We start from the raw sequence: 12,529 nt of genomic DNA on the forward strand, positions 1-12,529 counted from the left end.
TTAAATACAAAGCAATGAGTTAAAGCACACTTTGAATTTAGTTTTTGACCTTGATACCCCACCCCAGCCCTCCCCTTCGCAGGGGAGGGAGCATAGAAAAATCAACTTCTCAGACCACGCCCGCGCTCGATCAAGTACCACGCCAGCCAATAAAACACCGCGATAAATGCCACCAGCACGCTCATGGTAAACACCAGCGGCACGTCTGAAATCCCCAGGAAACCGTAGCGGAAACCGCTGATCATGTAGACGATCGGGTTCAGCTTAGAGATCGCCTGCCAGATTGGCGGCAACAGGGAAAGCGAGTAAAACACGCCACCCAGATAGGTCAGCGGGGTCAGCACAAAGGTCGGGATCAGGCTGATATCGTCAAACGTTGTTGCAAACACGGCGTTCAGCAGACCGCCCAGCGAAAACAGGATTGCGGTCAGTAACAGTGTCAGCGCAATGATCCACCAGGAATGGATCACCAGCGGCACGAAGAACAACGAGATCGCCGTGACCAGGATCCCCACGCAGATCCCGCGCGCCACGCCGCCGCCGACATAACCGGCAATAACGACATGCGTCGGCACCGGAGCCACCAGCAGTTCTTCAATATTGCGCTGGAATTTGGCGCTGAAGAACGACGAGGCCACGTTGGCGTAGGAGTTAGTGATCACCGCCATCATGATAAGCCCCGGCACGATAAACTGCATGTAGGTGAAACCGTGCATGTTGCCAATCTGTGCGCCGATCAGATTACCAAAGATGATGAAATATAAGGTCATGGTGATGACCGGCGGAACCAGCGTTTGGATCCAGATGCGACCAAACCGGTTGATCTCTTTCAGCCAGATACTTTTGAGTGCCACCCAATACAATTGCGACATTATTTCTTTTCCTCGCTGCCGTTCACCAGCGTGACAAACAGCTCTTCCAGACGGTTCGCCTTGTTACGCATACTCAATACCTGCACGCCCTGCTTGCTCAGCTGGCTGAACAGGGAGTTCAGTCCCTGCTCGCGCATGACTTCCACTTCCAGCGTTGACGTATCCGTCAGCTTACTGCGATAACCTTCCAGCACCGGCAGCGGACTTTTCGCCCCTAAATCCAGAATGAAAGTTTCAGATTTCAGCTTCGAGAGCAGTTCCTTCATGCTGGTGTTTTCCACCAACTGGCCGCCCTGAATAATACCGATGTTACGGCACAGCATTTCCGCTTCTTCCAGATAGTGCGTGGTCAGAATGATGGTCGTACCCTGTGCGTTCAGCTCTTTCAGGAAGCCCCACATTGAGCGACGTAATTCGATATCCACACCCGCCGTTGGCTCATCGAGGATCAGCAATTTTGGCTCGTGCATCAGCGCACGGGCGATCATCAGACGACGCTTCATCCCGCCGGACAGCATGCGCGAACGCTCGTTGCGTTTGCCCCAGAGATCCAACTGCGTCAGATATTTTTCAGCACGTTGCAATGCCAGCGGACGTGGCACGCCGTAATAACCGGCCTGATTAACCACCACCTGCATGACGGTTTCAAACGGGTTGAAGTTAAATTCCTGCGGCACCAGCCCGAGCTGACGTTTAGCGTTGACGATATCTTTATCGATGTCATAGCCAAACACCTGCACTTTGCCGGCGGTTTTGTTGACCAGTGAACTGATGATGCCAATGGTGGTGGATTTACCCGCACCGTTTGGCCCAAGCAGGGCATAAAAATCGCCAGCTTCGACGCGCAGATCGATTCCACGCAAAGCCTGTACACCACCGGCGTAAGTTTTGGTTAACTTTTCCAGTTCCAATGCATAATTCATAAAGGGAGCGTACCTTCTTGTGAAAACCCTGTTGTAAGAATGAGTAAACGGAGATGCCGAATCAGTTTGAAAAGTCGGGGCATTGCCCTATATTACTCCATCGCAGTCAGCTCGTAACACAGGCTATTAACATCAATGAATGACATAGAAAGACTCATCAGCAATAACGCAGCCTGGTCCAAAACCATGATTGATGAAGATCCTGGTTTCTTTGAGCGGCTTTCCCAATCTCAAAAACCCCGCTTTCTGTGGATTGGCTGTTCTGACAGCCGTGTTCCCGCCGAGCGCCTGACAGGGCTTGAGCCAGGCGAACTGTTCGTTCACCGTAACGTTGCCAACCTGGTCATCCACACCGACCTTAACTGCCTGTCCGTTGTGCAATATGCTATCGACGTGCTGGAAGTCGAACACGTGATTATCTGCGGTCACTACGGCTGTGGCGGTGTGCAGGCGGCGGTTGAAAACCCTGAACTGGGTTTGATCAATAACTGGTTGTTGCATATCCGGGACATCTGGTACAAACACAGTTCCCTGCTGGGCGAACTGTCGCCAGAGAAGCGCCTCGATAAGTTATGTGAACTGAACGTGGTTGAGCAAGTTTACAACCTCGGCCACTCCACCGTGATGCAATCGGCCTGGAAACGCGGCCAGAAAGTCACGCTGCACGGCTGGGTTTACGGCATTCTGGACGGACGTCTGCGCAACCTGGAAGTTGACGCCACCAGCCGCGAAACACTGGAACAGCGCTACCGTCAGGGCGTCTCCGCCCTGCTCAACGGCGACCCGCAATAACAAGCCGCCCTACTCTACAGAAATTCAAAAAACAAAAGGCACAAAAATGTGCCTTTTTTAGTGCCTTTTTATTACTCAGCGCCGTTCAACAGTATCTGAACCTGTCAGTCTGATGTTCTCAATTGTCGACGGAGATATAAGCACGCACCAGAATAGCGCATCGTTGCTTCTGCCCCTGATCCGGAGGTTTTGACCGCAAAAAGCGTCTCCGGCGCGCCCCGGCGTTCTGCCAATAACTGCGGGTTGACTAAAAGCTCAGTCACGGAGAATCGACGCCTGTCGGTGTTCAACACAGGGAGAGGAGATTAGTATCACTTGTATCTGTCCAGAAAATCTAATCATAAACAAAGCCCTGAGTAAGTATTACGAAACAAAAATGAGTTTAAATGACACCGGATGCCAGACAAGCGAGCAAATAACGTGTAAATAAGAACAATGTCTTGTTCTCTCAGCGCATGGATAGTCAGACACATTAGCGTATGAGCTTTTTACAATTCCTGGCCTGTTCTTTTCGCTACCCCTGCCGATTTTTATTTCAGCCGCATTAAGAAGTAGTCAGCAAGGTATTCAATAAAAATTCACATGGCAAGCTTACTAGGAAATGTCTTAGCCATAATTTATATTACAAAACCTATCCCCTGTTCAGATAAGGGTTGTATATAGAAATTCAAAATAAGAACAATCTTGGTAAAAGGAGTCATTACTAAAAACTAACAGAACCCCCACATATTCCCTTACGGTTTGCAAGAAAAATCCCCTTGCTAATTTCAAAAGAAATTATGTAAAGTACACTCGAGATAAAGAGTACTAATTAAGATAATAAAATCAAATAAATAACATTTAGCAAAAATTCATACACAGCAAAAGTCAGTCCGAGAGGTTTACGTGAAAAGTAATCATGTTGATGAGCATGCTACATGCGGATTCTGTGATAGTAAATTAAAGGAAAACAGCACCCTATGTCCTTATTGTGGTGCTGAAATAATCATGGCCTATATTGACAGACCTACGAGGAAGTTAATTTTATATTTACGGATCATTTTGATTTTTATTTCAGCTCTTTTAATCCTGTTACTCTACCAAAACTATAACTTTGTTAATCTATCTGTCATTTTAGCGATACCTTTATTCTTACTTGCCTGGGTTATGCCATGGTTATTTTTCAGAATAAAAAACAAGGATAACTATATTTGGAGGAAAAAGAACCCGCTGATTTAGTGTAAAATATTTTTTGTAATATAAGGCACTGAGGTTATAGCACTATGATTTAGTTACCTCCTCTTTCTACCCTCTTACTTTATTCAACCAGGCAACATTTTTGCAGACGCAGAGGTCGCTTTGGGCCTGAAATCGTAACGACGGTAAATGAGGAGGTTACTTGAAGTTATTTTCCTGGGAAAACCACTGCATTCCAACCCCGGCTTTATGGAGGAGTACTGCATGCAGTACCCGCAAGGATTTTTTACATCGAAGGATAATGTCGATGTGGTCAATGCATGGATACTGAAATAAAAACCATTTAATTCATGTCATTAATATCGTTCCCTGAGACAAAGAATAGGTGTTTTTTAGCGAGATTTTACGTCGTCATCTGCGTACTAACTATACCGTCGCCCTTTCGTTCCAGGCATCAGTGTGTTGAATATTTCCATCAAGATAAAGCCAGGTAATTTTCTGATAACGAAATTCTACGATTTCCATATGATTAAATTTTTCTTTTGCGGGATCTTTGATATCGAACATCACGGGCATCAGGTTAACGACTTTCACGTTTTCCAGCAGAATAGTAAAATACTCCGCCTCTTGTCCTGCATCGTTGATCCGATAATATTTCAGTTCTACGCGCTTCAGCGCTTGCCCCATAGAGAGGGCTTTATAGAGATAAGGTGAAGACGAATCGATTTCTTTTTCTATCAGAAATGGGAGATGCCGGCGGGTGCCGGTGAATTTACCGTTATGGTTATCGGTCGGAATATGTACACTGTGATGCAGCCCTAACACTTCCACGCTGTATTCACGGCCTTGAATGTCAATACCTCCCTTAATAATATTACCGCTATCATCATACAAAAACATATAAACAGGAATGCCCATATTAGTTATCCTCAACAAATCCGTTTGATTGACCAATAGTCTTAACAATAGTATCGATACACGCTTTGCTGTTCGAAACCTTATAAAGAGCCTGAATAGCATTAACGATATATTGATTAAATTCCGGTTCTTTGATGCTATAAAAGGGTAAAGCGCATACGTTATCGGTACTGAAGGGTAAAACCTCGCCTTTAAGAAGGGAGAGCACACCCGCTGGGTTATGTGGAATGGCCGTGGCAGCTGCAGTAGCAAGAGACTCCGCCGAATCAGCATCACTACCGGGCGCTAATAATGCGGCCACGTCCAGCCAGTTTTGTTCACCACTGCCTATTTTAGTCAGCACATACTGCCATTGGGATTCATCATCTTTGTATAAATCAGCGATAACTGCCTGAGCCCCCCGATTTTTTATCTGCTGAGTTAACTGCATGGAAGTTATTTGCATCGTGGCGACTGCCGAAAATGAAAACGTTAATAAAAAAGACAGTAAAATTTTCATCATCTGACCACCAGAATCGTGTCACCGCTATTCATGATTTGTTCGCGATTACGTACGCCATCAATAATGATGCAACCATTCGATGCATTGCGTCCGCCACTCCTTGAACCGCCATGGATTCTGAACAGGTCTCGCCCATACGTATTAGTCCCCAAAATAGGTTCCAAAATAATGGTGACAGGCGTAACAGTATTATGCGCTCCTGTTATACGATAATAACCTTTTGGGATTGGACCCTGGCTGCTCACAGACTCCATAGCTGGATTATTTATTCCTGCACCATGTCCGCTATAGCCCTGTTGGAATAGTTGTCCGTTATGCTTCAATTCACCGCTGCTTTGATTATATTCCCACGTCATAATATCCATCCTTGTAAAATAAGAACGCATTACCTATTCATTTAAAAAACTCACTTACTCATTGAATAACCACCCGCCACTTCAAAAACATACTCTTATAAAATAGCTATTACCACATGAAAAAACGATACTCGTTAATTATTCATGAGTTGAATTAAGTATTTATTTACCACACTGATCATTGATTAAAAATATATTCGATAATGACATATAAAAACGGCTTCCATTAGGAAGCCGTTGCAAAAATACTCGTTGTGAATCGCTACTCGTCCAGCATCACAACCTTACCAACATACGGCAGATGGCGATAACGCTGGGCGTAATCGATGCCGTAGCCGACAACGAATTCGTCGGGGATCGGGAAACCGACATATTCGACTTTTACGTCCACTTCGCGGCGCTCGGGTTTATCCAGCAGGGTACAAATGGCCAGGGATTTCGGGCCACGCAGTTGCAGGATTTCACGCACTTTGCTCAGCGTATTGCCGGAGTCGATAATGTCTTCGACGATCAGCACATCTTTACCGCGAATGTCTTCGTCGAGATCTTTGAGAATCTTCACGTCGCGGGTGGTGGACATGCCGTTGCCGTAGCTGGAGGCAGTCATGAAGTCCACTTCGTGCGGCACGTCCACGGCGCGACACAGGTCAGCCATAAACATGAAAGAACCGCGCAGCAATCCAACCAGCACCATTTCGCTGCCGCTGTCGCGGTAGTGTTCGGTGATTTCACGGCCCAACTCGGCAATTCGGGTTTTGACTTCCTCTTCGGAAATCATGACGTCAACACGATGTTTCATATAAAGACTAACCACCTGATTTAAGAATACTTATCGCTGTTTTTCAGAAAAACAGCGACCATATAGTGGGAAGGATTATATCAAAGAACCCGCCGATGAGTAACGCTGGTGTCAGCTTCCTGTGTAACCGGGTCAGCTAAACTTGATCATTAGATAACGCGATATTTTTTATCCCAAAAGCACCATTTTTCAGATACGTAATTGAGTAATGCGTCACTCATCGTCTTCCCCGACCAGAATAATGCGGATCCCCAATTTTTCGATGGCATCGCGGTATTGGCTGCTAAGCCCGCTGTCCGTGATCAGCGTATCGACCTTGCCTAAGTGGCATACCACATTCGGGCTTTTGCGGCCAAATTTTGACGAATCCACCAGCAGGAAAATACGCTCAGCCGCTTTACACATCGCCTGACTGACGCCGTGAACTTCGTTGAATGTGGTGACGCCGCCGTCGAGATCGACGCCATCTGCGCCGATAAACAGCTTGTCGAAATTGAATTTATCAAACGCGCTTTCGGCCAGACTGCCGTGGAAGGAGGAGGATTTTTTGCGATAGGTGCCGCCCGGCATCAGGATAGTCTGGTCATTATCCAGTTCCACCAGCGCATTGACGATATGCAGGCTGTTGGTCATGACGGTGATGTTATTAAACTGACTGAGGAAAGGCACCATCTGCATCACGGTGCTGCCCGCATCAAAAATCAGCGAGTCGCCGTCCTGAATTTCCTGAATAGCTGCGCGGGCAATGCGCAATTTTTTACCGGTATTAATGTGGGTTTTACGGTCGATAGGCTGGTCGCCTTCTTCACGGCTGAGCACCACACCGCCGTAAGTGCGGATTACTGCACCCTCTTCTTCCAGCAGGGTGAGATCTTTGCGGATAGTGGTGCCGGTTGTGGCGAAATGCGCGGCGAGATCGTCCACCGCCGTCTTTCCAAATTGCTGTAAATGCTCCAGTATCGCCGCCTGCCGTTGCTTAGGTTTCATCACGATTTTCGCTCAAATTTTAAGATAAATTCACAGCCATCATTCTTTTTGAAAGATAATAGCTTTTAAAATGAAAATATCATGATTTCGGTTCAATCGCTAATGATAGTGCAGTTTGAATATTCGGATCTTTCGGGAAGATCACACCTGTCATCAATTGTTCCCGGCTCATGCCATTAAGCGACGTTACCGGCCGGGGGCGGGCGAAAATCGTCAGGCCGCGCAGTAAAAAGCCGTCACAGACTTTTTCTTGTTTATCGAAAGCCAGCGCCAGTACCACTCTCGGTTTGAAACGTCCGCCGGAACGCCCGACGCCCACATTTCCCTGTAAACACAGTCTGTCGAATGCCCGGTTAAAACGCTGTAACTGCCACCAGCCAAGCGCGATTTGTGCCACCCAGGCCAGCACCGCACAGAATATTAATGCCGCAGTAGGGGTCATCATTTTCTCCTTAACATGATTTTGTTAATAACATGATGTTGTTAATAACATGATGTTGTTAATGACAGAATAATCCGCCCCTGCATAACAGAGGCGGAATACATCAGAACATCACCTGACCGCCGGTGATATTGATCGACTGACCGGTACAATACGAGGCTTTATCGCTGGCATAAAACAGCAGCATATCCAGCACATCCTGATAGTCGCACCCGCGTTTCAGCGGTACTTTATCGATGTAATACTGCTCGACTTCATCGGCCTGAATGCCCAGTTTTTTGGCGTATTGCGGTAATAATGACTGGAACATCGGTGATTTGAGTAAATTGCCGAGCATCAGCGAATGCACGGTAATACCGTACTCTGCCAGATCCAGCGCCAGAGACTGTGTCAGCCCCACGCCGCCGAATTTGGCCGCGCTGTAACCGGCATTATGTTTGCTGCCCACTTTGCCGGATTTGGAGTTGATCTGAATAATGCGTCCCGGAATACGGTCGCGGATCATCAGGCGCGAAAACTCACGGGCGCAGAGGAAATATCCCACCAGATTGACCTGCAACGAGAGATCAAAGTCGTTGAGGGCAAAATCCGTGATTGGCGATGCCTTCGCCATCCCTGCGCTGTACACCAGCAAACTGACCCTGCCGAACGTCTGATCCACCGCTTGCGCCAGTTGTTCTACGCTGGCTTCATTGGTGGCATCGACTGCAAATCCGAACGCCCTTTCCTCGCCAAACTGCCGGTTAATCTGCTCTGCCACCGATGCGGCATTCTTCTCATTCAAATCCGCCACCGCCACGCGATAGCCGGATTCAGCCAGCCCCTGACAGAGAAATGCGCCCAGCGTCTGCCCCCCGCCGATCACGACTGCAACCTGTTCCATAACTGACTCCTGACTCTGATAGTTAATCGATAAATTTCAATACGCTGCCCAGCGGAATATCGTCGGGCGTGGTGCCTTTTACATGTACGCTGCCGGGAAACTCAGCCTCGGCACTGCCGTCAAAACGCAGGGTGATATGCCCCAGCTCGCGCAGATTTTGCATCGCCACCTCTCCCACGGCGGTCACCGGATAACGCACATCAGCCAGTTCCATATACGCGCCACGATGCAATTCCCCTTCCATTTTCCCGGGCTGGTGAATGAAGCAATAATCCTGAATATCCGCTGGCGCCCCTTCACGGAAGGTGATCAGCATCTGGTCGGTTAAGGCTTCACGGGCGAAATCGCCGATTTGCGTAATAGTGGTTTGATAAATGGTTTGCACAGTGACTCCTTACTGGTAAATGAAAGCGGAAGCGGCCCAGGCGATAAGTACCGTCGGTGCGCCGGTCAGAAAACGGCTGACCAGCACCGAAGGCACGCCGACGCGCACGGTGTCCTGTTTGGCTTCGGCGAGCGAAAGTCCGACAGGAATGAAATCGCACGCCGCCTGAGCGTTGATGGCGAAAAGTGCAGGCAGCGCCAGATGTGGCGGGATATTGCCCAGCCCGATCTGCACCCCCACCAGCACGCCGATAACCTGCGCGATCACCGCGCCCGGGCCGAGGAAAGGAGAAAGCAACGGGAAGGAACAGATCAGCGCCAGCATCACCAGCCCGACGGGGCTTTTCGCCAGCGGCGTCAGCCCGTGCGCCACCAGATCACCCAGCCCGGAGGCCATAATGATGCCGATCAGCGCCGCCACGAACGCCATAAATGGCAGGATGGTTTTGAGCACGGTGTCGATGGTGTCGCGCCCGGCCTGGAATAAAACGGCTACGCCGGAGCCCATCCCCATCCCGACTTTCGCCAGCAGGCCGTCGCTTTGTTCGGTAATTTTTTTAGTGGTGTCGTAGTCGCGTCCTGCCGCAGCCGGTGCGGGTTTAGCCGCTGCGCTTACCGGCTCAACCGCCTCTGCGCTTTCCAGCACGATGTCATGCTCACGGACACCGGAAACATAAATGTCTTCGGTAATAAATTGTGCCAGCGGGCCTGATTTACCGGTCGAATGGATATTAACCGTCGGGATGCGCCGCTTTGGGTAGATGCCGCAGCGCAGCGTGCCGCCGCAGTCGATTACCGCCACACCGATTTCCTCTGCCGGTGGCTCACCTTCTTTAAAGCCGTCTACCGTTTCCCAGCCGGTCAGTTCTGCCAGCTTGTCGACAATCGCCGGGCGCGTGCCCGCCGTGATATACATCACTTTTTTGCCGGGTACCGCCTCAATCAGCAACGGACCACCCCAGCCACCTTCACCCCGGTTAATGCGAATCGTAACGCTCATTTTCTGCTCCGCTTTTTAGAATTTGACCTGATTAGAATTGAACCTGATTACAACTGAACCTCACGATCAAGCTGAATGCCCATCTTGCGTTCAAAGATGCGGGTGGTGAGATCCGTTACCCAGCCGCGGAAGAAGTTAGTCACCATACCGACCAGGAAATAACTGACGGCCAGCGGCCCGAGCGGTAATCCCAGCGTGGTCAGTCCGCTGGCAACGCCGAGATACACAAACAGTTCGCCGGGGTTAATATGCGGGAAGAGTCCGTTCATGGAATGGCAACTGTAGGAGCCTGCGGCGTAATAGCTGGGTTTGTAGATTTCAGGCATAAAACGCCCGAGGCTGAGGGTCATCGGATTGCAGAAAACAAAGGTGCCAATCACCGGTAACAGCAGATAACGTGAAACCGGATTTCCGGCACAACGCTGCGCCAGACGTTCGATCCGCCGCTGTCCGACAAACACGATCAGCGCGTTCATGACGACCAGCAAACTAATTAAGAGAGGCAGAATGCCGGTGACCATGCCGACAAACACCTCTCCCCCTTTTTGAAACAGGCCGATAAACCACTCGGCACCGTGCGTTATTACATCGATCATCATCTTCTCCTGTAGGGATACGTGGGTTTAAGCTTTCATGTTTTGTTACTCCACGCTGAAAATATAATCATATTGAATTTATATTAATTATATATTGATCACATTTTGAAAGTTTAATCTTTCAAATTGAAAGATAGATGTTCGAAGGAGTAGCACAGGCAAAGAAAGAAACGGGAGGGAAAGGAAAGAGGCGGGCCGGAGGATCGCCCCCGGCCGCTGATTTTTAAGAAATTACAGAAAGGAAAGCAGTAAACCGGATCACGCGGATACCGTAAAGCCGAGCATCATGCCGGTGTCTTCGTGTTCCAGCAGATGACAGTGCGCCATGTAAGCATGTTGTTTATCCGCCAGATGATTAAAGCGCACCAGCACTTCGCTGCGGGCGCCTTCAACGCGCACGATGTCCTTCCAGCCCTGACGATGAGGCGCGACCGGCTGACCGTTTTCAGAAAGAATACGGAACTGTGTGCCGTGGATATGGAAAGGATGCAGCATCATGTCGCCTTCGCCCGAAAGGGTCCATTTCTCATACTGGCCTTGTTTCACATCGAAAGCGGGCAGGTTCATGTCGTAGGCTTTGCCGTTAATTTTGTTGCCCTGCATGAAATCATAACCACCGGACGATTGACTCATGTCCATTCCTGCCATACCGCCATGACCGTCGTGACCGGAACCGGACATACCCGGCATTGCGGCCATCTCGCCCCCGCCGTGATCCATGCTCATGCCGGCCATCGCCTTGTGGCCATAACGTTTCATCAGCGCCGCCATACCCTGCTGATCAAGCTGCGGATCCATCATCAGTTGCAGCCAGCGGGTCGGCAGATTATCCACTGACACCAGCGCCGGAAGCGGCACCAGCGTGTCCGGCAATGAACTGCCGCTTTGGGTCAGCGTCGGCTGAATGCGTAACACCGGCAACGGTTTGTCGAACGGTGCCAGCGTCATGCCCATTTGCTTCACCGGCAGCGTGACCAGATCAAAGGCTTTGCCGTCGCTGCAATCAATCAGCACTTCAAAACGCTCGCCCATCAGCAGCGGCAAATCGCTGACTTTCACCGGCTCAGGCAGGAAACCGCCGTCACTGGCGATGACATACATCGGCCGCTGATCGCTGGTGGCGATATGCAGCGAGCGTGCATTACAGCCATTGAGTAAACGAAAACGTACCCAGCCACGGGAAATTCCGTGCTGCGGATACACCGCGCCGTTGGTCAGCATGTGTTGCCCGAACCAGCCGACGGCGGCGGTCATGACGTCCATCTGATAATCGATTTTACCGGCGTCGTTCAGGCGCTTATCCTGCAAAATGACCGGAATATCATCCACGCCCCAGCGTTTTGGGATCTGCAACAGGTCACTGCTTTCATCTTCGATCAGCACCAGCCCGGCGAGCCCCATCGCCACCTGATAACCGCTGGTCTGATGCGGATGCGGGTGGAACCAGCAGGTCGATGCGGGTTGATCAAGTTGCAAACTGACTTTGCGATTCTGGCCGGGTTCGATTAATCCCTGCGGCCCGCCATCCACGTCACCGGGAATTTCCAGCCCGTGCCAGTGAACGGTGCTGGCCACATCCAGCCGGTTATTGATGGTGACGCTGACCGGTTTCCCACGACGGATACGCAGCGCGGGGCCGAGAAGATTACCGTTTACGCCCCAGGTTTCAGTGTTCACGCCAGGCAGAAACTGGCTCTGCCCGCGCTGTAATGTGAGCGTAATGGCGCTGCGGATATCCGGTTCGAGTAACGCCGGGATGGGCAATGCCGGGCGGTCAGCGGCGAGCGCGAAACGGCTCCAGCCGGGCAGCATACTGGCGGCGCCCATCAGGGTCGTCCACTTCACGAAATCGCGTCGGTTCATTTTTCGGTCCTTTTGAAGGGTGATAACCAGACAGAT

At 50.0% G+C, this 12,529-nt stretch carries 14 protein-coding genes; 1 reads left to right on the forward strand and 13 read right to left on the reverse strand.

Annotation, left to right across the window (positions count from 1 at the left end):
- Positions 1–101: 101 nt before the first annotated feature.
- Both EX31_RS03295 and EX31_RS03300 read right to left on the reverse strand, forming a co-directional pair.
- Entirely contained in the window at positions 102–872 is a 771-nt protein-coding gene (locus tag EX31_RS03295; protein WP_013576952.1) for an ABC transporter permease, read from the reverse strand.
- The gene (locus EX31_RS03300) at positions 872–1,795 is read right to left on the reverse strand and encodes an ABC transporter ATP-binding protein (RefSeq protein WP_013576953.1); all 924 of its coding nucleotides are present in this window, start codon (positions 1,793–1,795) and stop codon (positions 872–874) included. Before EX31_RS03300 ends, EX31_RS03295 begins: the two co-directional genes overlap by 1 nt.
- A gap of 135 nt (positions 1,796–1,930) precedes the next feature.
- On the opposite strand from EX31_RS03300, the gene can reads away from it, so the two are divergent.
- Positions 1,931–2,587 (forward strand): carbonate dehydratase, encoded by a 657-nt coding sequence (gene can / locus EX31_RS03305; RefSeq protein ID WP_037033385.1) that lies wholly within the window; start codon positions 1,931–1,933, stop codon positions 2,585–2,587.
- A 1,602-nt stretch (positions 2,588–4,189) separates the two neighbouring features.
- On the opposite strand, the gene tssD is transcribed toward can, so the two are convergent.
- From tssD to cueO, 11 genes are all read right to left on the reverse strand, one after another.
- Positions 4,190–4,681 carry a type VI secretion system tube protein TssD gene (tssD, locus tag EX31_RS03315; RefSeq protein ID WP_013576956.1) on the reverse strand — a complete coding sequence of 164 codons (492 nt, stop codon included), beginning with the start codon at positions 4,679–4,681 and terminating at the stop codon, positions 4,190–4,192.
- A gap of 1 nt (position 4,682) precedes the next feature.
- Complete coding sequence (locus EX31_RS03320; protein WP_013576957.1) at positions 4,683–5,183, reverse strand: hypothetical protein; 501 nt, start codon at positions 5,181–5,183, stop codon at positions 4,683–4,685.
- Positions 5,180–5,539: a tlde1 domain-containing protein gene (locus tag EX31_RS03325; protein ID WP_013576958.1), complete on the reverse strand. Its 360-nt coding sequence runs from the start codon at positions 5,537–5,539 to the stop codon at positions 5,180–5,182. The genes EX31_RS03320 and EX31_RS03325 overlap by 4 nt, the downstream gene beginning before the upstream one ends.
- A gap of 262 nt (positions 5,540–5,801) precedes the next feature.
- Positions 5,802–6,338: a hypoxanthine phosphoribosyltransferase gene (hpt, locus tag EX31_RS03330; protein WP_013576959.1), complete on the reverse strand. Its 537-nt coding sequence runs from the start codon at positions 6,336–6,338 to the stop codon at positions 5,802–5,804.
- A 213-nt stretch (positions 6,339–6,551) separates the two neighbouring features.
- On the reverse strand, positions 6,552–7,325 hold the full coding sequence (locus EX31_RS03335) for a glucitol operon DNA-binding transcriptional repressor SrlR (protein ID WP_013576960.1): 774 nt from the start codon (positions 7,323–7,325) through the stop codon (positions 6,552–6,554).
- Positions 7,326–7,404: 79 nt separating this feature from the next.
- Complete coding sequence (gene gutM, locus EX31_RS03340; protein WP_013576961.1) at positions 7,405–7,767, reverse strand: transcriptional regulator GutM; 363 nt, start codon at positions 7,765–7,767, stop codon at positions 7,405–7,407.
- A 103-nt stretch (positions 7,768–7,870) separates the two neighbouring features.
- On the reverse strand, positions 7,871–8,650 hold the full coding sequence (gene srlD, locus EX31_RS03345; protein WP_037033386.1) for a sorbitol-6-phosphate dehydrogenase: 780 nt from the start codon (positions 8,648–8,650) through the stop codon (positions 7,871–7,873).
- A gap of 22 nt (positions 8,651–8,672) precedes the next feature.
- Positions 8,673–9,035: a PTS glucitol/sorbitol transporter subunit IIA gene (srlB, locus tag EX31_RS03350; protein ID WP_013576963.1), complete on the reverse strand. Its 363-nt coding sequence runs from the start codon at positions 9,033–9,035 to the stop codon at positions 8,673–8,675.
- Between the two features lie 9 nt (positions 9,036–9,044).
- Positions 9,045–10,034 carry a PTS glucitol/sorbitol transporter subunit IIB gene (locus EX31_RS03355; RefSeq protein WP_037033387.1) on the reverse strand — a complete coding sequence of 330 codons (990 nt, stop codon included), beginning with the start codon at positions 10,032–10,034 and terminating at the stop codon, positions 9,045–9,047.
- Positions 10,035–10,081: 47 nt separating this feature from the next.
- Positions 10,082–10,630, reverse strand: coding sequence for a PTS glucitol/sorbitol transporter subunit IIC (locus EX31_RS03360; protein WP_013576965.1), 549 nt, complete (start codon positions 10,628–10,630; stop codon positions 10,082–10,084).
- Between the two features lie 258 nt (positions 10,631–10,888).
- A complete protein-coding gene (gene cueO, locus EX31_RS03365) occupies positions 10,889–12,493 on the reverse strand; it encodes a multicopper oxidase CueO (RefSeq protein WP_037033389.1) in 1,605 nt (534 codons plus the stop codon).
- Positions 12,494–12,529: the final 36 nt, after the last annotated feature.

The sequence above is a fragment of the Rahnella sp. WP5 genome (assembly GCF_000745615.1).
Taxonomy (GTDB): Bacteria; Pseudomonadota; Gammaproteobacteria; order Enterobacterales; family Enterobacteriaceae; genus Rahnella; species Rahnella aceris.

What these genes read in the sequence shown, in the direction of transcription:
- EX31_RS03295 (WP_013576952.1), bottom strand. Translation starts at nt 872, where the DNA reads ATGTCGCAATTGTATTGGGTGGCACTCAAAAGTATCTGGCTGAAAGAG.
- EX31_RS03300 (WP_013576953.1), bottom strand. Translation starts at nt 1,795, where the DNA reads ATGAATTATGCATTGGAACTGGAAAAGTTAACCAAAACTTACGCCGGT.
- can (WP_037033385.1), top strand. Translation starts at nt 1,931, where the DNA reads ATGAATGACATAGAAAGACTCATCAGCAATAACGCAGCCTGGTCCAAA.
- tssD (WP_013576956.1), bottom strand. Translation starts at nt 4,681, where the DNA reads ATGGGCATTCCTGTTTATATGTTTTTGTATGATGATAGCGGTAATATT.
- EX31_RS03320 (WP_013576957.1), bottom strand. Translation starts at nt 5,183, where the DNA reads ATGATGAAAATTTTACTGTCTTTTTTATTAACGTTTTCATTTTCGGCA.
- EX31_RS03325 (WP_013576958.1), bottom strand. Translation starts at nt 5,539, where the DNA reads ATGACGTGGGAATATAATCAAAGCAGCGGTGAATTGAAGCATAACGGA.
- hpt (WP_013576959.1), bottom strand. Translation starts at nt 6,338, where the DNA reads ATGAAACATCGTGTTGACGTCATGATTTCCGAAGAGGAAGTCAAAACC.
- EX31_RS03335 (WP_013576960.1), bottom strand. Translation starts at nt 7,325, where the DNA reads ATGAAACCTAAGCAACGGCAGGCGGCGATACTGGAGCATTTACAGCAA.
- gutM (WP_013576961.1), bottom strand. Translation starts at nt 7,767, where the DNA reads ATGACCCCTACTGCGGCATTAATATTCTGTGCGGTGCTGGCCTGGGTG.
- srlD (WP_037033386.1), bottom strand. Translation starts at nt 8,650, where the DNA reads ATGGAACAGGTTGCAGTCGTGATCGGCGGGGGGCAGACGCTGGGCGCA.
- EX31_RS03355 (WP_037033387.1), bottom strand. Translation starts at nt 10,034, where the DNA reads ATGAGCGTTACGATTCGCATTAACCGGGGTGAAGGTGGCTGGGGTGGT.
- EX31_RS03360 (WP_013576965.1), bottom strand. Translation starts at nt 10,630, where the DNA reads ATGATCGATGTAATAACGCACGGTGCCGAGTGGTTTATCGGCCTGTTT.
- cueO (WP_037033389.1), bottom strand. Translation starts at nt 12,493, where the DNA reads ATGAACCGACGCGATTTCGTGAAGTGGACGACCCTGATGGGCGCCGCC.